Genomic DNA, 21,179 nt, shown 5'->3' with positions numbered 1-21,179 from the left:
GTCGAACGACGCGCCGATCCGGACCGCGCCGGGCCGAGGATAGAACTTGCGCTAGCATGCTATGATGCGGCCGGCCAGGAAAGCGGCGCTCCATCCGTCTGGCGCAGGCCGACCTAGGCGGCCGGCGAGCTACTCGCTGCGCCGCACGACGAAACCCGACCAGAAATGCCAGTAGTCGCGCAGCAGGTCGGGGACGATCCAGAAGCCGTGGCGATAGGGCTGGCTGACGCCGATCACCAGGTTGGGCTCCGCCCCGCCGTACCAGGTGCCGAACAGGCGGTCCCAGATCGGGGCCATGGCGAAGTGGCCGGTGGGGTGGGTCATGTCGAGCTTGTGGTGCAGCCGGTGGTGCAGGGGCGACTGGATCACCCAGCGGCCGACCCAACCCCAGTCTGACTGCAGTTGCGAGTGGATCAGGAAGCCCACCGTGGTCACCACCACGCTGACGAAGATCATCACCGCCGGAGTCGCCCCCAGGATCGCCAGGGGCAGGTTGATCACAAAGATGGCGCTGAAGGCGGCCGGATGCTGCCGCGCCGAGGTGACGACGCAGAAGTCCTCCGCGGAGTGGTGATAGCGGTGCAGGGGCCAGAAGAACCGGCTGTGGTCCAGCCGGTGGGTCCAGTAGTCGAAGAAGGTGTAGACGTAGAAGTAGATCGGCACCTGAAGCGCCAGCGGCAGGCCGCTGGGATCGACCGCGAAGCCGGTCCGGGCCTGGATCCAGTCGCGGATGGCGATGCCCGAGATCATCGAGGCGCCCAGCATCATCACCTTGCCCGCCAGTTCCAGCACATGGCCCTGGCCCAGCACCAGGACCGTTAGGTCGGTGCGCATCGACGGGGTGGGGCCAAGGATCAGGCGGCGGGTTGAGCAGCGCTCCCAGCCCACCGCCAGGCACTCGATCCAGAGCGCGGTGGGCAGGATGGCGGCCACCAGGCCGATGCCGGTGACGATGCGGTTGTGGAGGTCGCTGACCGTCTTGGACTTGCCGAAGGCCTGCAGGGTGATCTGGTCGGGGAGCAGGTTGACGACCGCCCACCAGGCCCCGCCCAGCAAGGCGGCATAGACCAGGAGGCCAAGGACGATGGCGGCGCGCCCCATGATGGCGCGGCGGTCGCCCTCCAGCGTCAATGAGGTCTCGGCAAGCGCCATTGGTCATCACTCCAGTCGGGCGGGCGGCCCAATAGAGCGAAGCGGCGTTGAATGGCCGTTAACGGGGTGGGGGCGCAGTGCGCCTCGCCTACTCCGCCGCCTGGGCCATGGGTTCGTGTTGCGGGCCGCGGATCAGCTTGCCGGGCATTTCGCCGGTGGCCTCGCCGTTCTCGAAGGTGACCACGCCGCCGACGATGGTGGCGACATAGCCCAGGGCGCGCTGGATCAGGCGGCGGCCCTCGGCGGGCAGGTCGAAGGCCATCTCCGGCGCCAGGATCGCCAGCTTCTCGAAGTCGATGAGGTTGAGGTCGGCCTTCATGCCGGGCGCCAGCGTGCCGCGGTCATTCAGGCCGTAGAGCCGTGCGGTGTCGCGAGTCTGCATGGAGACCACCTTCTCCAGCGACAGGCGTTCGCCGCGCGAGCGGTCGCGGACCCAGTGGGTGAGCATGTAGGTGGGGAAGCTGGCGTCGCAGATCACCCCGCAGTGGGCCCCGCCGTCCGACAGGCTGAGCACCGTGTTGGGGTGGTTCATCATCTCGTGGATATGGTCGAAGTTGAACTCGGCATAGTTCAGCAGCGGCAGGTAGATGTAGCCGCGGCCGTCCTTCTCCATGAGCATGTCGTAGACGATGGCGTCGGGCGCCTGGCCGGTGGTCTTGGCCAGGGCGGCGATGGAGTCCTCGGCGCGGGGCTCGTAGTCCAGGCCGCTGGCGTGCTCCAGGCGGAACATCCGGTCGAAACCCTGGGTCAGGATCATGCCGATGGCGCCCATGGGCCGCGACGGCTCGGCCAGGATCTGGGCGCGGACGGCGGGATCGCGCAACTGCACGATCCGCTCGGCGAAGGGCAGGGCCGCCAGCTTGCGGTATGTGTCGCGGCCGATGAAGGGATGCACCGTGCTCTGCCAGCCCAGCACCATGCCGGTGGGGCGGCAGGCGATCTGGGCGGTGATCTGGGCGCCCTGCGCCCGCGCCTCCTCCGTCAGCTTCAGCAGCCGGCGCCAGCCGTCAGCCTTCACCGGGGATTGTAGCAAGCCATAAGTAACTGGCACGCCCGTCTCGGCCGACAGGGACCGCATCCAGTTGAACTCGTCCTCGGCTGGCGCCATGTCCGAGGCCATCTCGAAGACCCCGTGGCCGGCCTGCCCCATGGCCCGGCCGATGCCCAGCAGTTCGTCCTCGGCGGCGAAGGTGCCCGGCACCGGCTCGCCGTCCTTGGCCAGGTGCAGCATGGTCCGCGAGGTGGAGAAGCCGAGCGCGCCGGCCGCCACGCCCTCGCCGACGATGCGCGACATCTCGGCGATGTCGGCGGCGGTGGCGGGCTCGTTGCGCGCGCCGCGGTCACCCATCACATAGGCCCGCACCGCGCCGTGCGGCACCTGGGTGGCCACATCGATCACCCGGGGCTGGCCCTCCAGGCTGTCGAGATATTGCGGGAAGGTCTCCCAGGTCCACTTGATGCCTTCGGAGAGGGCCGCGCCGGGAATGTCCTCGACACCCTCCATCAGCTCGATCAGCCAGGCGTGGCGGTCGGGACGGACCGGGGCGAAGCCGACCCCGCAATTGCCCATCACCGCCGTGGTGACCCCGTGCCAGCTCGACGGCGCCAGATAGGGGTCCCAGGTCACCTGGCCGTCATAGTGGGTGTGGATGTCGACCCAGCCGGGGGTGACGATCAGGCCCGCGGCGTCGATCTCGCGCCGCCCCGCCCGGGTGATCTTTCCAATGGCCGTGATCTTGCCGTTGTCGATGGCGATGTCGGCCGTGAAGGCCGGGGTCTCGGCGCCATCCACCACGCGCCCGTTACGGATCACCAGATCATGCATCGTCCGCCCTCCGTCGAGGTTCCACGCAGACGTCATTCACGGTCGCGCCTGCGGACCCAACTTCGGAGAGCATGGACCCAAGATGCGCGCCCGAACAGCATGACCCGGCGTCAGGCTACCATGCTCGCAGGTTTCAGTGCTGAGCCAGGACCACGCCCATCAGCACCGCGACGTACTGCAGGACCGCGCCGCCCACCACATGGCCGTGCCAGATGGCGCGGCGGAACTTCAGACGCTCCAGCAGATAGAAGACCGCGCCGGTGGAATAGATGGCGCCGCCCAGGGCCAGCAGCAGCAGGGCCACCCAGGACAGGCCCTCCACCATCGGCTTGATGGCCACCAGCACCAGCCAGCCCAAGGCCAGGTAGAGCCCGACCCAGAAGCGGCGGCCCAGGCCCGGCAGGAACAGTTTTCCGAAGATGCCCAGCGCCGCCAGGCTCCAGACCGCCGTGGTCATGGCGATGGACCAGGCGCCGGTCAGGTTCTGGGTGGTGAAGGGGGTGTAGGAGCCGGCGATCATCAGGAAGATGCCGGCGTGATCGAAGCGGCGCAGCAGGGGCCGCCAGGCGGGCTTGGCGAAGTTGTAGGCCGTGGACAGGGCCAGCATGGCCACCATCGCCAGGCTGTAGACCCCCACCGCGGCCACCTGGCCCAGGGTGCCGATCTTCACCGAGAGTCCCAGCAGGACGCCGCCCCCGATGAGGGCGAAGGTCAGGCCGGCGACGTGCACGACCAGATCGGCGCACTTGGCGGCGGGCGTGGGGTAGTGTCTCGGCGGGAACATGAAAGGCACCATAGCGCCAGCTTGTGGCGGGCGCATGACTGAATCCGTCGGCGCCGGGCACGACAATTCTCTTTGCCGACGCGCGGGGCAAGAGCATCCGCGGAGCCTGGTTTTACGTAAGGTCAGGAATCTCGATAGCCTCGGTCCGCGAGCCAAGGCGCGTAATCAGGACCTAGATGCCCGACCCGGACGCCCTTCCCAGCGACGTCAGCCGCCATGTCATGAGTCTTGGCGGCGATTTCTTCGTGAACGCCAGCCAGATCATCACCACCTCCATCGACTCCGATCTGGTGACCGGCATGCTCTTCCTGGCCATCGTGCGGGCCAATGTGCGGCACCTGCTGGCGGAGCCGGACCTGGCGGCGGTCTATTTCGAGCCCGGGGACCTGCCGCCCGAAGCCCTCCGCCGGCCGGTGAGCGTCTACGCCATCGCCCGGGAGCTGCATCTTCCCTACGAGACCGCGCGGCGCCATATCGGCAAGCTGCTGGCGTCGGGTCTGTGCGTCCGGGGCGGCGACGGTGGGGTCGTGGCGCCCGCCGAGGTGAACCATCGCGAGGACGTCCGCGCCGCGGTGCGTACCAATTTCGAGGCCACCCTGCGCTTCGTCCAGGCCCTGGCCGACGCGGGCGTGACGCCCACCGGCGGACCGGCGCCCGGGGCCGCCGCAAAGTCGGCGTATCTCCCGCGCGAGGTGGTGCGGCTGTCCAGCGACTATTTCCTCAACGGGGTCGAGCTGCTCATGACCAACATGAACCTGCAGCTGGCGGAGGGCCTGATGTTCCTGGCCATCGTCGGGGCCAACACCCGGCATGCGACGCGCGACCCGGCCCTGGCCGACACCTTCGGCGGCGTCGATGAGAGTCCCGACGACGGGCCGCGCCGAACCGTGAGCATCTACAACCTGGCCCGTGACCTGCGCCTGCCCTACGAGACCACGCGCCGCCATGTGCACAAGCTCATCAGCGTCGGGATCTGCCGAAGGAGCCCCGACCGTGGGCTCGTGGCGCCCGCCGAGGTCTATGCGCGCGAGGACTTCAAGCGCGGGGTGGTGCAGACCTTCGACATGACCCAGGCCTTTGTGAACGACCTGGCCGCGGCGGGCCTGGTGGTTGCGCCCACCCGCCCCTGACCCTGATGCGATCGGGCGTCCCGTCGTCGCACGGGATGGCGCGGTCAAGCCGAACCGCATATGGCCTGGGACATGACCGCCAGCCCTCCGCCCGCGCACATGACCGTCCAGCGCAATGGCCTGGGGATCGCCCTGCGGGTGGCGGCGATGGTCTGCATGGCGGGCCTGGCGGCGCTGGTGAAGTGGTGCTCCAGCCGCGGCGTGCCGGTCCTGGAGATCATCTTCTTCCGCAACGCCTTCGCCTTCGTCCCGGTCCTGCTCTACATCTCCCGCACCAGCGGCTTCTCGGTGCTGAAGACCAAGCGGCCGCTGGGCCACCTGATGCGCTCCACCGTCGGCCTGACCGGCATGGTCTGCGGGTTCACGGCGGTTAGCCTGCTGCCGCTGACGGAATCCACGGCGCTCTCCTTCTCGGCCCCTCTGTTCATGACGGCGCTGTCTGCGCTGATCCTGAAGGAAACGGTGGGCCTGCACCGTTGGGGAGCCGTCATCGTCGGCCTGGCCGGCGTGTTGATCATGATCCACCCCGATCCGGCCCAGATGGCGGTGAAGGGGACGATCTTCGCCCTGGTGGCCGCCGTCGGCTCGGCCGGCGCCATGATCGCCATCCGCGAGATCGGCCGCACCGAGCCCGGCGCCACGATCGTCTTCTACTTCACCCTGGCGGGCATGGTGCTGGGGCTGGCGAGCCTGCCCTTCGGCTGGGTGATCCCGGACCTGCAGACCCTGGGCCTGCTGATCCTCGCGGGCCTGCTGGGCGGGGTGGGGCAGCTGTTCCTGACCGAGGCGATCCGCCGGGCGCCGGTGGCCGTGGTGGCGCCCTTCGACTACACCCAGCTGGTCTGGGCCAGCCTCATCGGATTCCTGGTCTGGGGCGAGACCCCCCGGCTCGCGACCCTGGCCGGCGCCCTCGTGGTGGCCGGCAGCAGCGTCTACATCCTGCTGCGCGAAACCCGCCGTTTCCGCCGCACCTGACCGCCCGCGGCTTGCAGAAAGCCTGCGTTGACAGACCCCCGTTACGGGAAGAATCTGGCGGTGAAGTCAGGTTCCGCGAGGGCCTCGCGCGCTCCGGGCCGGCTCCAGGCGATGGAGGCCAGGCATGTTCAGGACAGTATCGATGGCGGGCGCCCTGGCGCTGGCCTGTGCGGCGGGCTCGGCACAGGCCGCGGTCACCGTGATCGGCGGAGGCCTGGCCCAGGCCTGCTCGCAGGCCGCGATCGGCGGCGAGAGCGACGTCAAGTTCCAGCAGCTCTGCACAGAGGCCCTGGACACCGAGTTTCTGAACGCCCGCGACCGGGCCGGAACCCTGATCAACCGCGGGGTCCTGAAGCTGCGGCGCGGCGCCTATCCCGAGGCCACCCGCGACTTCGACCAGGCCGTAAGGCTCAAGTCCGACATGGGCGAGGCCTATGTGAACCGCGGCGCGGCCTCCATCGGCCAGCGGCGCTATGCCGAGAGCCTGCCCGACATCAACAGGGGGCTGGAGCTGGGGGTGCAGGAACCGGCCAAGGCCTACTACAACCGCGCGCTCGCCTATGAGGGCCTGGACGACGCCAAGTCGGCCTATTTCGACTATCAGAAGGCTCTGGAGATGCAGCCCGAATGGGCCGCCCCCCGCGAGCAGCTCACCCGTTTCAGCGTCTCCCGGCGGTAGGGGCCGGGACCCGGCCCGGTCCTGCGCGTTATGATGGGTATGCGTCTCCTGCTTTCAGCTGTCGCCCTCTCCGCCGTCTTCGCCACAGCCACCTCGGCGCAGGACCCCGGCTGGGCCGCCCGGGACTTCGATCTCTGGCAGCAGCAGCAGCTGGCCAATCAGCGAGCGGTGGCGCTGGAGAACCAGCTCAACGCCCTGGAGGCCCGCCAGCAGACCGAAGCGCGTCTGCGCGAGCTGGACTCCCAACGCGCGACGATCCGGCTGCCCGCCGACGACGCCCGCCCGACGCCCAACCCGGCGGCCAGCCTGCTGCCCTCCAACATCGAGGCCTGGATGGCCGCCTCCAACGCCCGCGTCCGCGCCGCGGCCGAAAACCGTCGGTAGAGTCCGCAAGCTTCACAATTGAGACTTGCCCGGTGGGCGTGCGCCGGGAATATTGCGTGACCACCTGGGGTCGTTGGTGGCGTTTCGGTTCCGGGGGGAACTCTCATGTTTCGAATGGTCGTGGCCGCCCTGTGTGCGGCCCTGTTCGCCTTGCCCGCCGCCGCCGCGCCGCCGCTGGAGGTCTTTGGCCGCCTCCCGACCCTGGAGCAGGTGGAGGTCTCGCCCGACGGCACGAAGCTCGCCTACGTCCGCCCCGAGGGCGAGAGCCGCAAGATCATGGTGCAGAGCCTGGCGGACGGGAAGATGCTGGCCGCCGTCGGCGTGGGCGTCGAAAAGCTGCGGGATCTGTTCTGGGTGGGCGATGGACGCATCGCCTTCTCCACCTCCACGACCTCCAGGATCCGCAGCAACAGCTCGTCGGTGGAGTTCACGGGCCGCAGCGAAATCTTGCAGACCCGCGTCTACGACCTTGAGACGCGGACCTTCCAGCTGGTCCTCGACAAGACCCCGGGCGTCGGCAACTTCACCAATGGCGGTGTCCATGTGCGCGTGGCCGAGGGCGTGCCCAGCATCTATGCGGTCGGCCTGAGAATCAGCGGCGTGGACAGCCTTCAGAGCCTCTACCGGGTGGACGTCGCCGGTGGTCCCACGCGTCTGCTAGATTCGGGGCCGAGCATCGGCGACATCTCCACCGATTGGGTGTTGGACGGCTCCGGCGCGGCGATCGCTAAGACCGAATACGACCGCAAGGACGGGGACTGGCGGCTGCTCGTCCGGGTGGGCTCCAAATGGTATCCGGTGCTGGCCGAGACCGCGCCGCTGGATGAGCCCTCGGTGGTCGCTCTTGGGCCCGCGCCCGACACCCTGCTGCTGGCCCGCCTTGAGGACGGCCATCAGGTCTTCAAGCCCGTCTCCCTCAAGACCGGCAAGCTCGGGGAGCCCCTGGAGCTGAAGAACGGCGTGCTGGAGTTCCTGTTGGACGGGGTGACCCGGCGGATCATTGGCGTCGTGGAGAACGACGACGCCCATACGATGACCTTCTTCGCCCCCGAGGATCAGGCCGGCTGGAACAAGATCAAGCGCGCCTTCCCCGGCGAGCGGGTGACGCTGGAGAGCTGGTCCGACAACCGCAAGCAGGTGGTGGTCAAGGTGCAGGGCCCCAAGACCGGGGCGGCCTACATGTTCGTCGACCTCGCCGTCGGCCGCGCCTCCATGGTGGACGACATCCAGACCGGCCTGGGGCCGGACGAGATCTCCACCGCCACCCTGATCACCTACAAGGCCGCCGACGGACTGGAGATTCCCGCGGTCCTGACCCTGCCCAAGGGGCGGGATCCCAAGAACCTGCCCCTTGTGGTCATGCCGCATGGCGGGCCCCAATCCTTCGACACCCTGGATTTCGACTGGTGGAGTCAGGCGCTCGCGTCCCGCGGCTATGCGGTGCTGCAGCCCAATTTCCGCGGCTCCGACGGTTACGGCCCGGCCTTCACCGCCGCCGGCTACGGCGAGTGGGGCCGCAAGATGCAGACAGACCTCTCCGACGGGGTGAAGCACCTCGCGGGCCAGGGGATGATCGATCCCAAGCGGGTCTGTATCGCCGGCGCCAGCTATGGCGGCTACGCGGCCCTCGCCGGGGTCGCCCTGCAGCCAGGGATCTACCGCTGCGCGGTGGCGGTCTCCGGCATCTCCGACCTCCATCGGTTCCTGATGTGGAAGCGGGGAAATCTCGGCGGCGGCCGGAACGACACCCTGCGTTTCTGGCGTCGCTTCATGGGCGTGGAAGGCGAGGACGAGAGCGGGCTCGGCGCCTACTCCCCGGCGCTCCAGGTCGCGGCGATCAAGGCGCCGGTCCTGCTGATCCACGGCAAGGACGACCTGGTGGTGCCCTATGAGCAGAGCCAGTTGATGGCCGACGCCATGACGGCGGCGGCCAAGCCGGTGGAGTTGGTGACCCTGAAGGCCGAGGATCACGGGCTGTCGCGCGGTGCGACCCGCACCCAGATGCTGCAGGCGACCGTGGACTTCCTGGAGAAGAACAATCCCCCCCGCTAGCTGACAGCGGCCCCGTTCCGCCGCATCCTCGGCGGTGTTGGCGCGTTGAGGGCGCTTGGGTTTCAGGAGATGGCCATGCGTTGGCAAGGCGGACGGCGCGGCGGGAACATCGAGGATCGCCGCGGGCTCGGCCCGGTGGCGGGCGGGGTCGGGATCGGCGGGCTGGTCCTGGCGGCCATCGGCTATTTCGTCTTCGGCATCGATCCCTCGACGACGCTGAGCGTGGTCAATCAGGCCGGCGGCGGGGCCGAGCAGCAGGAGGGCGTGCGTGGCACGCCCCAGGACGCCGACGCCCAGTTCGTCGATGTCATCGAGACCTCCACCAGCGACGTCTGGGGCCAGGTCTTCAAGGCCTCCAATCGCAGCTACGATCCGCCGGCCGGGGTGGTGATCTATGACCGCGCCACCGGCACCGGCTGCGGCATGGGCCAGTCGGCCATGGGGCCGTTCTATTGCCCGCAGGACCGCAAGGTCTATCTGGACCTGGCCTTCTGGCAGGAGCTCTCGGGCCGCTTCGGCGCCCAGGGTGACGCGGCGCGGGCCTATGTCATCGCCCACGAGATCGGCCACCACGTCCAGAACCTCACCGGCCAGATGGAGCGCTCCAAGCAATATGGCGCGCGTGGCGAGGATTCCGGCTCGGTGCGGTTGGAGCTACAGGCCGATTGCTATGCCGGGGTCTGGGCCGCGCGGGCCTCCGAGACCTCGGGCGGCCAGGTGGCGCTGGACCCCAAGGACGTGGAGGACGGCCTGCGCGCCGCCGCCGCGGTGGGCGACGACACCCTGCAGAAGCAGTCCCAAGGCCGGGTCATGCCCGACGCCTTCACCCACGGCACCAGCGAGCAGCGCATGCGCTGGTTCCGGGCCGGGGTGCAGAACGGCGACCCGGCGTCCTGCGATACGTTCAGCGCGTCACGACTCTAGAACAGGCACGGGCTCGTAGCCCAGGCAGACATCGACACAGCGCTTGGCGAGCAATTCGCCGGCGTCCAGCAGCGGCTTGCGGACGTCCTTGGGGGAGAGCACCAGGGGAACCTCGGTGCAGCCGGCGATGATGGCCTCCGCGCCCTCGGCCACCAGGATCTGGGCCAGGTCAGCCATGCCCTGGCGGACCTCCGGACCCAGGTCGCCGGCCTTGATCTTGGCCAGCAGGGCCATGAAGCCTTCCTGGGCCTCGGCCGGCAGGGTCACGAGGCCCATGCCCTGGGCGGCGAGGTATTCGCGATAGAGCCGGATGGCCTGCTTGGTGCCAAGGACCCCGGCCCGCCGGGCGCCGGTGTCGCGCGCGGCATGCGAGGCTGTGGCGATCATGTCGACCAGCGGGAGGCCCGAGGCCCGGGTGATCAGGTCGGCATGGGCATGCGCCGTGTTGCAGGCGATGGCCAGGACCTCGGCCCCCGCGCCGTGCAGGGCGCCGGCCATCTCGGCCAGGACCGGTCCGGGCTTGGCGAAGGGGTCGTTGCGGTCGGGGACCTGGGGATTGATGTCGACGATGACCCGGATGTGGTCCTTCTCCGACTTCACCGGCGTGAAGGCCTGGAGCTTGGCGAGGAAGTCGAGGGTGGCGGCCGGACCCATGCCGCCGAGGACGCCGAGGACGAGGCTCATTCGAGGTTTCCTTCCAGTTCCGAGGCGTAGCCGAACAGGCCCTGGGCGCCGCCGGTGTGCAGGAAGACCACCGTCTCGTCCTGGAAGGCGCCGGCCTTGGTGAGCGCGATCAGGCCCTTCATGGCCTTGCCGGTATAGACCGGATCCAGCAGCAGGGCCTCGGTGCGGGCCACCAGCTTCAGACCCTCGATCACCGCCTCGTCGATCAGGCCGTAGCCCGCGCCGACATAGTCGCAATCGGCCACGGTCATCTCGCGGCTGACGCGGTCGGGGTGGCCCAGCAGGGCCGCGGTCTCCACCGCCAGCTTGTGGACATTGGCCTCCTGCACGTCCCGGGGCGCGCGGACCCCGAAGCCGAGGATCGGGATATCGGCCCCGATCAGGGCCAGGCCCGCCACCAGTCCGGCGTGGGTGCCGGCGCTGCCGGTGGCCGTGACGATGCGGTCGATGACGATCCCCTGCTCATCGGCCTGGCGCACCAGCTCGATAGCGCAGTCGACATAGCCCAGCGCGCCGATGGCGTTAGAGCCGCCGCCAGGGATGATGTAGGGGATTCCGCCGCCGGCGCGGACCTCCTCGGCCACCTCCGCCAGGGCGGCGTTCATGTCGGTTCCGGCCGGCACATTGCGCAGCTTTCCCCCCAGCAGGCGGTCCAGCAGGACGTTGCCCGAGGTGTTGTAATCCACAGCCTTGGAGCCGGTCCGCTCCTCCAGGATGATCTCGCAGGCCAGGCCGAAATGGGCGGCGGCGGCGGCGGTCTGGCGCACGTGGTTGGACTGCACCGCGCCTTGCGTCACCAGGGTGTCGCAGCCCTGGTCGAGGGCGTCCCCCAGCAGGAATTCCAGCTTGCGGGTCTTGTTGCCGCCGCCGGCCAGGCCGGTGCAGTCGTCGCGCTTGACCCACAGCTCGGGGCCGCCCAGGGCCGCGCTGAGGCGGGGCATGGGCTCCAGCGGCGTGGGCAGGTGCGCGAAGCGGGCGCGGGGAAAGCGGGCCAGGTGCATGGAGGTCTCCTCGAGCCTCCTGCCTAGCACGGCCGGCGCGGGCTTCGCGAGACGCTTAGGGCTTCAGCTTGGGCGGCAGGGCGGCGATCTGCGCCGGGGTCAGCTTGGTGATCTTGCTGACGATGCAGGGCGACAGGCCGATGGTCCCGGCCACCTTCAGGTCCAGGTCGATGGGCTGGCAGATGAAGTCATTGCCCCGGCTCTCGATCACCAAGGGATCGCCGAAATTGGCGCCGGCCAGACAGGCCCCGGCCATGTCGATCCGGTAGACCTCCTTGCGGGCCACCCCGACATAGAGGGTCTTGGGGTCGGCGACGGTGTGGCCGTTCATCTGGCTGACGCGGAAGCATTGCCGCGCCGGGGCGGGATCGGCCGCCAGGGCCGGGGCGGCGCGGGCGCTCAGGGCCGCGGCGGCCAGGAGAAGGGGGAGGAGACGGGTCATGGGGTGATCCTTGCGGGTGACGGAAGATCAGCGCCCCAGGATGGCATTTGTCGGGCGCCTCAGCTAGCGTGAGGGCTTCTCCGGGGAGTCGCCGCAGCGGCTGAGAGGCGGGTTCGTCCCCGCGACCCGCCGAACCTGATCCGGGTCATGCCGGCGAAGGGAGGGAACGCGGGCCACCGCACGACCACTCTGCGCGACACGTCCGGGTCTCCCTATCAAGGCCGGAGCCCGCGCATGAATGTCCAGACCCCCGTCCCCAGCAATGGCGCCATCCCCACCGGGGAGCGGCCCGGCTCGCGCAAGGTCTACGAGGCCGGCGTGTTGTGGCCCGACATCCGGGTGCCGTTCCGCGAGGTGGCCGTCCACCCCAGCGCCAACGAGCCGCCGGTGACCATCTATGATCCGTCCGGCCCCTATACCGACCCTACCGCGACCATCGACATCGAGCAGGGCCTGGCCCGGACCCGCGAGCCCTGGGTGGTCTCACGCGGCGATGTGGAGGTGGTGACCAACCCCCGCGCCGTGAAGCCCGAGGACAACGGCGGGGCCAGCGGCCAGCATCTGGCGCCGGCCTTCACCGCGCCGCGCCGTGTCTACCGGGCCAAGGGGGCGGGATGCGTCACCCAGATGGACTACGCCCGGCGCGGGATCATCACCCGGGAGATGGAGTACGTGTCCATCCGCGAGAACCTGCGCCGCCGGGAAGGCGACGGCTTCATCCGCGACGGGGAGGACTTCGGGGCCGAGATTCCCGACGTCTGCACCCCGGAGTTCGTGCGCTCCGAGGTGGCCCGGGGCCGGGCGATCATCCCGGCCAACATCAACCACACCGAGCTGGAGCCGATGGCCATCGGCCGGAATTTCCTGGTCAAGATCAACGCCAATATCGGCAACTCCGCGGTGCTCTCCACCGTGGCCGACGAGGTGGACAAGATGGTCTGGGCGATCCGCTGGGGGGCCGACACGGTCATGGACCTATCCACAGGCCGCAACATCCACAACATCCGCGACTGGATCATCAGGAACAGCCCCGTTCCGATCGGGACCGTGCCGATCTACCAGGCCCTGGAGAAGGTCGACGGGGTCGCCGAGGACCTGACCTGGGAGGTGTTCCGCGACACCCTGATCGAGCAGGCCGAGCAGGGGGTGGACTACTTCACCATCCATGCCGGGGTGCGGCTGTCCTATGTGCCGCTGACGGCAAAACGGGTGACGGGGATCGTCTCGCGGGGCGGGTCGATCATGGCCAAGTGGTGCCTGGCCCACCACAAGGAGAACTTCCTCTACGAGCACTTCGAGGACATCTGCCAGATCATGCGGGCCTATGACGTCTCGTTCAGCCTGGGGGACGGCCTGCGCCCGGGCTCCATCGCCGACGCCAATGACGCAGCCCAGTTCGCCGAGCTGGAGACGCTGGGGGAGCTGACCCAGGTGGCCTGGAAGCACGGGGTCCAGACCATGATCGAGGGCCCCGGCCACGTGCCGATGCACAAGATCAAGGCCAATATGGACAAGCAGCTGAAGGTCTGCGGCGAGGCGCCCTTCTACACCCTGGGCCCGCTGACGACGGACATCGCGCCGGGCTACGACCACATCACCAGCGGCATCGGGGCGGCCATGATCGGCTGGTTCGGGACGGCCATGCTCTGCTACGTGACCCCCAAGGAGCACCTGGGTCTGCCCGACCGGGAGGACGTCAAGCAGGGGGTGATCACCTACAAGATCGCCGCCCACGCCGCCGACCTCGCCAAGGGCCATCCCACCGCCCGGGCCTGGGACGACGCGCTCAGCCGGGCCCGGTTCGAGTTCCGCTGGGAGGACCAGTTCAACCTGGGCCTCGATCCGGAGACGGCGCGGGAATACCACGACGAGAGCCTGCCCAAGGAGGCCTTCAAGACCGCCCACTTCTGCTCCATGTGCGGGCCCAAGTTCTGCTCCATGAAGATCAGCCAGGAGATCCGGGAGACCGCGGCCAAGCAGAACGACGTGGCGGCGGGGATGGCCGAGATGAGCGCCAAATTCCGGGCCGCGGGGAGCGAGATTCAGGTCAAGCTCTAGGCACATGTCGGTCGCCACGGATGGAAGAAGATGGCTTTTGCAGGCGGGGCGACCGACGAAGACCTGTCGAACGCCGACTGGACCGACGCCGACTGCACCGACGCGGTGTTCGTGGGCTGCACGATCACGGGCGCGCAGTTCTCGGGGACGGTGCTGGAAGGCAGTAAATTCAAGGGCTGCCGCATCCTGGGCGCCCGGTTCGCCAGCGCCAATCTGCGCGACGCGCACTTCGAGGCCTGCGTGTTCGCGCAAGGCCAACAAGGGCCGACATTTGCCCATTGCGGTCTCGATGAAGTGCGCTTCACCCGCTGCGACCTGTCCTTCGCGCGGTTCGAACGGTCGAGCCTGTATGGCGCGCGGTTCGAGACCTGCAACCTGCGGGGCGCGGCCTTCGTGGGGGCGGACTTCAGCCGGTCGTTCGGCCGCAAGGTGATCCGCACCCAGGTGTCGTTCTCCGGCTGCAGCCTGGAACTGGCCGACCTCGCCCAGGCGCGGCTGGCGGGCGCCGACCTGACCAATGTCTCGCTGCGGGAGACCGACCTGCGGGAAGCCGACCTGACGGGGGCGGACATGCGCAGGTGCGATCTGTTCCAGGCGCTGACCGGCGGGGCGAAGTTCGCCGACGCCGACCTGCGGGGCGCAGAGGTCAGCGGCCTGAATCTTTCAGGGCTGGCGAACTGCGAGGGGATGAAGATCGACGTCGGCCAGCAGTACCGTCTCCTGACGGCGCTGGGCATCGACGTCCACCCAGACTAGTCCTCGCGGCGGGCGCGGACCTTGACCGGTTCGGGCTTGGGCCAGGTGCGGACCATCACCACCAGCATCGAGGAGCCGAGGATCGCGGCCAGGCCCGAGAGGCCCTGGGCGGTGTCCATGCCAAGCGCCGCCTGGCGGCCCACCAGGGCGCTGGCCAGGATGACGAGGGCCATGGCGGCGCGCTCGGCGGAAAGACGGGCGGTGATCGACTTGAGCATGGGGTCTCCTATGCCCTCCAATTGACGTGCGATTTCAGGGTCGTGGATCAGGGTAAATTTGGAATGTGGTCGGCCTGCGGCGAGTGGTCACGCTTGAGGCGGTCGGGAGACCGGTTTGCCGGGTGGGCTCAACTGATCGCTGCAACACACTCGGCAAAGGTCTCGGCTGGCGTCCGATAGAGCAAGGTCTTTCTGGGCCGTTCGTTGAGCTGTCGAGCGATGGCGCTCAGCTGGACTTGGCTGTGCAGTGATAGGTCGGTCCCGTGGGGCAAGTATTGGCGCAGGAGCCGGTTGGTGTTTTCGTTCGAGCCTCGTTGCCAAGGTGATCGAGGGTCGCAGAAGTAGACATCGACGTCGGCGGCTATCGCCAGTCGCTTGTGATCGGCGAGCTCCTTGCCCCGATCCCAGGTCAGGGACTGGTAGAGTTCGCTGGGCAGTTTCTTCGACTGTTTGATCAGGGCCGAGACGACGCTTTCGGTGTCCTTGTTGGCGACCTTGACCAGCATGACGTAGCGCGAGTGGCGTTCGACCAGTGTCGCGACGTAGCTGTTCCTGGATCCGCCGACCAGGTCACCCTCCCAGTGGCCGGGCACGGCCCGGTCCTCGACGGACGCAGGTCGTTCGCGGATAGAAACTGCATCCTTGATCTGACCCAAGCCATTCCGTTTCAGGCTGGCGTGCCTTGAGCGCCGAATGGTCCGCCGGGCCCTCAGGTGCTCCAGCAGCTCCTTCTTCAGTACGCCTCGGGTCTGGATGAACAGGCTGCGATAGATGGTTTCATGCGACACCTGATTCTGCGGCTCCCCAGGCCAGGTGCGCTTGAGCCAGCCGGCGATCTGCTCGGGCGACCATTTCCGCCGCAGCTTAGCCGATACTGTCCGGGCCAGCGCAGGTCGGCAAGCTAGCTTGCAGCGCTTCGGACGCAGAGCCCGGTTCCAGGCCGCCTGATCCGAACCTGTCGCCCGATACCGTTCCGGCCCGCCGTTGCGCAGAACCTCGCGACTGATCGTGGACGGAGATCGACCCAGCCGGCGAGCGATCCCCCGCAGCGAACAGCGCGTGCTGAGCCCTCGCGATATCTCCTCGCGCTCGCCGAGACTGAGCGCCCGAGAACTCCGCGTCCGATCCGGAGGCCGGATGCCACCCGTCGGCGAAAGCACCGAAAACACCGACGAGGACTCCCGGTCGAACCGCCGCCCGATCGAACTCATCGACTCGCCGGCCTTCCAGCGATCCCAAATCTCAGCCCGTTGGGCCGCCGAGTAGTAGATCCGCCGCCGCTGCTTCATCACCCACGCTCCATCTCCGAAGAAAAGTTAGCGTGTTGCGTTCACCCGTTGAGCCCACCCGTCTTTGCGGTCAGTCGTCCTGGCGGGCGGTGATCTTGGCGGCGACGGGCGCGGTGCGCACCCAGACGGCCACCGTCACCGAACCCAGCACCGCGGTGGCCGCGCCGGCCCACTGGACCAGGTCCATGCCCTGGGCCGCGTAGCGGCCGGCCAGCAGGCTGACCACGAAGACCAGGGCCGCGGAGGCCCATTCGGCTCCGGTGCGCGAAAACAGCGTTTTGAGCATGGGGTCCCTTGGCGGGCGGGATGTTGGCGAAGGCCTTACAGGACCACGGATCCGGCCATATTGCGATGTGGCATTGGAGCGCGCCGCCTTGGCGGCGTTCGGCGCCGACCGCCAATAGACAAAGTCTATTCAAATGAGAAAATCAATCAATTGGACCTATCGAAAGCTTGACGCCTATCAATGCGGGAGCGTCAGGCACAGCCATTGTTGATCAGGTTGGTGGCGCTCGGAGGGCGCCGTCAGGTCGCCCAGCCAGGATCGGAGAGAGACATGGACGGGAATGATGCCGGAAACGCGGGCAAGTGCCCAGTGATGCACGGGGTTCTCCCCAAGGCGACTCTGGGGGGCAGGTCCAACCGTGACTGGTGGCCGAACCAGTTGAACCTCAAGATTCTGCATCAGAACGCCCCCCCGTCCGATCCCATGGGCAAGGATTTCAACTATGCCGAGGCGTTCAAGACACTCGATCTCGAGGCTCTGAAGACGGACCTCTACGCGCTGATGACCGACTCGCAGGACTGGTGGCCGGCCGACTACGGTCATTACGGGCCGCTCTTCGTCCGGATGGCGTGGCACAGCGCCGGCACCTACCGCACCGGCGACGGCCGCGGCGGCGCGTCTTCGGGCACGCAACGTTTCGCGCCGCTCAACAGCTGGCCGGACAATGCGAACCTCGACAAGGCGCGCCGGCTGCTCTGGCCGATCAAGCAGAAGTACGGCGCCCAGATCTCCTGGGCCGACCTCATGGTTCTCGCAGGCAACTGCGCTCTGGAGTCGATGGGGTTCAAGACCTTCGGCTTCGGCGGCGGGCGGGCGGACGTCTGGGAGCCCGAAGAGGACATCTACTGGGGGAATGAAGACACCTGGCTCGGCGACAAGCGCTACAGCGGCGACCGGGACCTCGCCAATCCCCTGGCCGCGGTGCAGATGGGCTTGATCTACGTGAACCCGGAAGGGCCCAACGGCATTCCAGATCCGCTCGCCGCCGCGAAGGACATCCGCGAGACCTTCGCGCGCATGGCCATGGATGACGAGGAGACCGTCGCGCTGATCGCCGGCGGTCACACCTTCGGCAAGACCCATGGCGCCGGCGATGCGTCGCTGGTGGGCCCGGAGCCGGAAGCCGCCGGCATCGAGGAGCAGGGCCTCGGCTGGAAGAGCCGCTTCGGCACGGGCAAGGGCGGCGACACGATCACCAGCGGCCTGGAGGTCGTCTGGACCACGACGCCAACCAAGTGGAGCAACAACTTCTTCTGGAACCTGTTCGGCTACGAATGGGAACTGACAAAGAGCCCAGCCGGCGCGCATCAGTGGAGACCGACGCATGGCGCGGGCGCCAATTCCGTGCCCGATGCGCACGACCCGTCAAAGCGTCACGCGCCGGCCATGCTGACCACGGACCTCGCCCTGCGGTTCGACCCGGCCTACGAAAAGATCTCGAGACGCTTCCACGAGAACCCCGATCAGTTCGCCGAGGCCTTCGCCCGGGCGTGGTTCAAGCTGACGCACCGCGACATGGGCCCGCGCGCGCGCTATCTCGGCCCGGAGGTCCCCGCCGAAGAGCTTCTGTGGCAGGACCCCGTTCCGGCCGTCGATCACCCGCTGATCGATGCGCAGGACGTCGACGCCCTCAAGGCGATGATCCTTGCCTCGGGACTGTCCAACTCGGAACTGGTCTCGACCGCGTGGGCGTCGGCGGCGACGTTCCGCGGCTCCGACAAGCGCGGCGGCGCCAACGGCGCCCGCATCCGCCTTGCGCCGCAGAAGGATTGGGAGGCCAACCAGCCGGCCCAACTGGCCAAGGTGCTCGAAACCCTTGAGGGCATCCAGACCACGTTCAACGCCGCGCAGACCGGAGGGAAGAGGGTCTCGCTGGCCGACCTGATCGTCCTCGGCGGCGGCGCCGCCGTCGAGCAGGCTGCGAAGACCGCCGGGCATGTCGTGCAGGTTCCCTTCACGCCGGGCCGCGCGGATGCATCGCAGGCGCAGACCGACGTCGAGGCCTTCGCGGTGCTCGAACCCGCCGCGGACGGGTTCCGCAACTACCTGAAGACCGAATACGCCGTCTCGGCGGAGGCGATGTTGCTTGATCGCGCGCAGCTCATGACACTGACCGCCCCTGAGATGACGGTGCTGGTCGGCGGCATGCGCGTCCTGGACGCGAACGTCGGACAGTCTCAGCACGGCGTCTTCACAAAGCGCCCTGGGACGCTCACCAGCGACTTCTTCGTGAACCTGCTCGACATGGGCACGACCTGGAAGGCGCTCTCGGACGCCGAAGACGTGTTCGAAGGCCGCGACCGCGCAACGGGCGAACCGAAGTGGACCGCAACCCGAGTCGACCTCGTCTTCGGTTCGAACTCCCAGCTGCGGGCCCTTGCGGAGGTCTATGCGTGCGGCGACGCGCAGGAGAAGTTCGTCCAGGACTTCGTGGCGGCGTGGACCAAGGTGATGAACCTCGACCGCTTCGACCTCGCCTGACCCTGGGGGAAGGGCGTCCAAACGTCAGGTTCCGGGCAGACTGGGCGCGCTGTCGGGCCGCAATCCCGACAGCCAGCAACGGATGGCGGCCAACTTCACCGACGCCGCCGCCGACTACAGAGCGCGGGTGGCGGCCGGGCTCGGGGCGAAGGCGGCGGCGGAGTAGGGGCGGGGTGGCCCTTAGGTGAGAGGCCGCCCCATCCAGCCCCGGCGCGCGCCGGGGCTGGATGGCGCTCGCGCGCGGGCCTAGCCTGACCCGATGACCGACCTCGACATACGCCCCGAGCGGACCGACGACGCGGTGGGCGTGCGCAACCTGGTGACGACGGCGTTCGGCTCCGACGACGACACCGCCGATTTCGTGCAGGCGGTATGGGAACGCGCCGAGGTCTGCCTGGCGCAGGTCGCGGTGGCGGGCGACGCCATCGTCGGGCACGCCCAATGGTGCGCGGCGCCCCTTATCGTCGACGGGCGCCCGGTGCGCGGCGCCTACCTCACCTGCCTCTCGGCGGCGCCGGACCTTCAGAGGCGCGGCGTTGGATCACGTCTGGTGACGGGCGGCCTGGACCGTCTCCGGGAGATGGGGTTTCAAGTCGCCAGCCTCCTGGGTGACCCGGCCTACTACGGGCGCTTCGGCTTTTCCTCTGACCTGGCGGCCCGTATCGACGCGCCCCATCGGTCGCGAGGGGTGGGGTTTCAGGCCGTCGAACTCGTGACTGGAGCACTGGACGGTGAGGTGGTGCGCGGCGACTTCCCGGCGGTGATCGCGCCGGGGGACCCGGGTGATGCGCCGCCTTAGATGAGGCGCGCGAACGCAACCCGAGCGTCGCGACCCATGCCGGCGAGATGGTCACGAACGGGCTTCGCCGTCCCCGGACATCACGTGCGGAAAGTATTCCCGGTCCCAGTGGTCCGGTCGAAACGACACCTTGCCGTTGAGCAGGACCCGATCGTCGGGCCTGTAGGGGATGGCGGACAGCGGCGCCTCGGTGGCGTCGGCCATCTCGGGGTCATCCCAGTGATCCAGGTGAAAGTGATCCCAGCGCTCGCTCAGGTGCTGGAGTTCCTTGACCAGCAGTTCCCGGCCCGCCTCGTTCACGTGGATGTCGAAGCTGCCGTCGGGTTGGACGCTGACGGTGATCCTTGGTTTCATGGCGGCCGTCAGGTTGGAGGTTGGGGCATTCAGCGGAATAGGGACACGCGCAATTCGCTCCGCGCAACCCCCATGGCCAGCCCCGGTGGCGCTCCCTCTCAATCAAGCCCCGTCATCCCGGGCGACCGCAGGGCGACCCGGGACCCAGGGGATTGATTGCGGCCCCTGGGTCGTGGCTCTCCGCCTCGCTGCGGCCGGGATGACGGAGTGGGTTAGCTGTCCCTATCCCAGGTTTGGATCGCGGCCCGGCGTCGCCGGTAGCTCCGTCCGGGCGCCCAGCTCGGTGGCGGCGCTCACCGTCCGTCGTAGAGTTGGTCGAGCAACTCCACCGAGGTCAGGTCCACGCCCCTGCGCCTCAGGCGGCGCGCCTTCAGCCACGCATAGCTGGCTTGCGAGGCCTTGTGGTCACTCATGGCGATGGGACGCAGCTCGGCCAAGGCCCTGCCGTGCCGGGAGATGGTGACCGTCTCGCCCGCCAGCGCGCGGTCGATCAGGCGGGACAGGCCCTTCCTGGCGTCGGTGATGCTGTAGGTGGTCAAGGCGGGCCCCCCACCGTCAACCGCACCGGGTCGAGCGCCGCGCCGGCCGGGTAGTGGTCGCCGAGCCATTGGCTGCCGAACATCATCAGGGCCGCCGGGAGGATGAGGCCGCCGGAGGGGTCGGGGGCCGTGGCGGCGAGGTCGAGCTTCGCGGCCTCCAGGCGGTAGGTGCGGGTGGGGTGGTCGGCGACGGTGAGGACGGCGCCGGCCTCGGTGATCTCCAGGATGGGATCGACCATCCAGACCTTGAGCATGCCGCCGTGGGCCTCGAAGTGAACGATGCCGGTGAAGGTCCCGCGTCCGGTCAGCCTGCCGGCCTCGTCGATGGCCAGGGTGCTGTCGGGGCCGGCTGGGAAGACGAAGCCGC

At 68.5% G+C, this 21,179-nt stretch carries 22 protein-coding genes and 1 riboswitch; of the genes, 10 read left to right on the top strand and 12 right to left on the bottom strand.

Annotation, left to right across the window (positions count from 1 at the left end):
* Positions 1–129: 129 nt before the first annotated feature.
* The 3 genes from Q7T09_RS18590 to Q7T09_RS18580 form a co-directional block, all read right to left on the bottom strand.
* Positions 130–1,152, bottom strand: a complete 1,023-nt coding sequence (locus Q7T09_RS18590) for a sterol desaturase family protein (RefSeq protein WP_304701691.1) — start codon at positions 1,150–1,152, stop codon at positions 130–132.
* An 88-nt stretch (positions 1,153–1,240) separates the two neighbouring features.
* Positions 1,241–2,977 (bottom strand): amidohydrolase family protein, encoded by a 1,737-nt coding sequence (locus Q7T09_RS18585; protein ID WP_304701690.1) that lies wholly within the window; start codon positions 2,975–2,977, stop codon positions 1,241–1,243.
* Between the two features lie 133 nt (positions 2,978–3,110).
* A complete protein-coding gene (locus Q7T09_RS18580; protein WP_370689287.1) occupies positions 3,111–3,761 on the bottom strand; it encodes a hemolysin III family protein in 651 nt (216 codons plus the stop codon).
* Between the two features lie 176 nt (positions 3,762–3,937).
* Here Q7T09_RS18580 and Q7T09_RS18575 point away from each other — a divergent pair, with 176 nt between their 5' ends.
* The 6 genes from Q7T09_RS18575 to Q7T09_RS18550 all read left to right on the top strand — a co-directional run bounded on the left by Q7T09_RS18575 (position 3,938) and on the right by Q7T09_RS18550 (position 9,905).
* Positions 3,938–4,891 (top strand): hypothetical protein, encoded by a 954-nt coding sequence (locus Q7T09_RS18575; RefSeq protein WP_304701688.1) that lies wholly within the window; start codon positions 3,938–3,940, stop codon positions 4,889–4,891.
* A 72-nt stretch (positions 4,892–4,963) separates the two neighbouring features.
* Complete coding sequence (locus Q7T09_RS18570) at positions 4,964–5,866, top strand: DMT family transporter (RefSeq protein ID WP_304701687.1); 903 nt, start codon at positions 4,964–4,966, stop codon at positions 5,864–5,866.
* 124 nt (positions 5,867–5,990) lie between these two features.
* Complete coding sequence (locus Q7T09_RS18565; RefSeq protein ID WP_304701686.1) at positions 5,991–6,545, top strand: hypothetical protein; 555 nt, start codon at positions 5,991–5,993, stop codon at positions 6,543–6,545.
* A 33-nt stretch (positions 6,546–6,578) separates the two neighbouring features.
* Positions 6,579–6,929: a hypothetical protein gene (locus Q7T09_RS18560; protein WP_304701685.1), complete on the top strand. Its 351-nt coding sequence runs from the start codon at positions 6,579–6,581 to the stop codon at positions 6,927–6,929.
* Between the two features lie 105 nt (positions 6,930–7,034).
* A complete protein-coding gene (locus tag Q7T09_RS18555; protein WP_304701684.1) occupies positions 7,035–8,981 on the top strand; it encodes a S9 family peptidase in 1,947 nt (648 codons plus the stop codon).
* Between the two features lie 75 nt (positions 8,982–9,056).
* Positions 9,057–9,905 (top strand): neutral zinc metallopeptidase, encoded by an 849-nt coding sequence (locus Q7T09_RS18550; RefSeq protein WP_304701683.1) that lies wholly within the window; start codon positions 9,057–9,059, stop codon positions 9,903–9,905.
* Here Q7T09_RS18550 and Q7T09_RS18545 read toward each other — a convergent pair.
* From Q7T09_RS18545 to Q7T09_RS18535, 3 genes are read right to left on the bottom strand one after another with little or no spacing between them, the layout of a single operon-like run.
* Entirely contained in the window at positions 9,894–10,589 is a 696-nt protein-coding gene (locus Q7T09_RS18545) for an aspartate/glutamate racemase family protein (protein ID WP_304701682.1), read from the bottom strand. The two genes, Q7T09_RS18550 and Q7T09_RS18545, sit on opposite strands and share 12 nt — an antisense overlap.
* The gene (locus tag Q7T09_RS18540; protein WP_304701681.1) at positions 10,586–11,590 is read right to left on the bottom strand and encodes a D-cysteine desulfhydrase; all 1,005 of its coding nucleotides are present in this window, start codon (positions 11,588–11,590) and stop codon (positions 10,586–10,588) included. The genes Q7T09_RS18545 and Q7T09_RS18540 overlap by 4 nt, the downstream gene beginning before the upstream one ends.
* 55 nt (positions 11,591–11,645) lie before the next feature.
* A complete protein-coding gene (locus Q7T09_RS18535) occupies positions 11,646–12,032 on the bottom strand; it encodes a DUF6491 family protein (RefSeq protein ID WP_304701680.1) in 387 nt (128 codons plus the stop codon).
* 71 nt (positions 12,033–12,103) lie between these two features.
* A riboswitch (TPP riboswitch) is annotated at positions 12,104–12,211 on the top strand.
* Between the two features lie 55 nt (positions 12,212–12,266).
* On the opposite strand from Q7T09_RS18535, the gene thiC reads away from it, so the two are divergent.
* Complete coding sequence (gene thiC / locus Q7T09_RS18530; RefSeq protein ID WP_304701679.1) at positions 12,267–14,090, top strand: phosphomethylpyrimidine synthase ThiC; 1,824 nt, start codon at positions 12,267–12,269, stop codon at positions 14,088–14,090.
* A 30-nt stretch (positions 14,091–14,120) separates the two neighbouring features.
* Positions 14,121–14,846, top strand: a complete 726-nt coding sequence (locus tag Q7T09_RS18525) for a pentapeptide repeat-containing protein (protein ID WP_304701678.1) — start codon at positions 14,121–14,123, stop codon at positions 14,844–14,846.
* Here the strand turns inward: Q7T09_RS18525 and Q7T09_RS18520 are convergent.
* The 3 genes from Q7T09_RS18520 to Q7T09_RS18510 form a co-directional block, all read right to left on the bottom strand.
* Positions 14,843–15,064, bottom strand: a complete 222-nt coding sequence (locus tag Q7T09_RS18520) for a hypothetical protein (protein ID WP_304701677.1) — start codon at positions 15,062–15,064, stop codon at positions 14,843–14,845. The two genes, Q7T09_RS18525 and Q7T09_RS18520, sit on opposite strands and share 4 nt — an antisense overlap.
* 128 nt (positions 15,065–15,192) lie before the next feature.
* Positions 15,193–16,353: an IS30 family transposase gene (locus Q7T09_RS18515; RefSeq protein WP_304701676.1), complete on the bottom strand. Its 1,161-nt coding sequence runs from the start codon at positions 16,351–16,353 to the stop codon at positions 15,193–15,195.
* A 70-nt stretch (positions 16,354–16,423) separates the two neighbouring features.
* Positions 16,424–16,639 carry a hypothetical protein gene (locus Q7T09_RS18510; protein ID WP_304701675.1) on the bottom strand — a complete coding sequence of 72 codons (216 nt, stop codon included), beginning with the start codon at positions 16,637–16,639 and terminating at the stop codon, positions 16,424–16,426.
* A 270-nt stretch (positions 16,640–16,909) separates the two neighbouring features.
* Between Q7T09_RS18510 and katG the strand changes: the two genes are divergently transcribed.
* Both katG and Q7T09_RS18500 read left to right on the top strand, forming a co-directional pair.
* Complete coding sequence (katG, locus tag Q7T09_RS18505) at positions 16,910–19,120, top strand: catalase/peroxidase HPI (RefSeq protein WP_304701674.1); 2,211 nt, start codon at positions 16,910–16,912, stop codon at positions 19,118–19,120.
* A 259-nt stretch (positions 19,121–19,379) separates the two neighbouring features.
* Positions 19,380–19,919, top strand: a complete 540-nt coding sequence (locus tag Q7T09_RS18500; protein ID WP_304701673.1) for a GNAT family N-acetyltransferase — start codon at positions 19,380–19,382, stop codon at positions 19,917–19,919.
* Positions 19,920–19,970: 51 nt separating this feature from the next.
* On the opposite strand, the gene Q7T09_RS18495 is transcribed toward Q7T09_RS18500, so the two are convergent.
* From Q7T09_RS18495 to Q7T09_RS18485, 3 genes are all read right to left on the bottom strand, one after another.
* Complete coding sequence (locus Q7T09_RS18495; protein ID WP_304701672.1) at positions 19,971–20,273, bottom strand: hypothetical protein; 303 nt, start codon at positions 20,271–20,273, stop codon at positions 19,971–19,973.
* Positions 20,274–20,566: 293 nt separating this feature from the next.
* Positions 20,567–20,812: a type II toxin-antitoxin system Phd/YefM family antitoxin gene (locus Q7T09_RS18490; protein WP_304701671.1), complete on the bottom strand. Its 246-nt coding sequence runs from the start codon at positions 20,810–20,812 to the stop codon at positions 20,567–20,569.
* Positions 20,809–21,179, bottom strand: a 371-nt coding sequence (locus Q7T09_RS18485) for an HtaA domain-containing protein (protein WP_304701670.1), incomplete at its 5' end; no start/stop codon positions are given. The genes Q7T09_RS18490 and Q7T09_RS18485, both read right to left, overlap by 4 nt.

This window comes from Phenylobacterium sp. (assembly GCF_030645195.1).
GTDB lineage: Bacteria > Pseudomonadota > Alphaproteobacteria > Caulobacterales > Caulobacteraceae > Phenylobacterium.
This window is presented reverse-complemented; position numbering and strand designations above follow the sequence as displayed.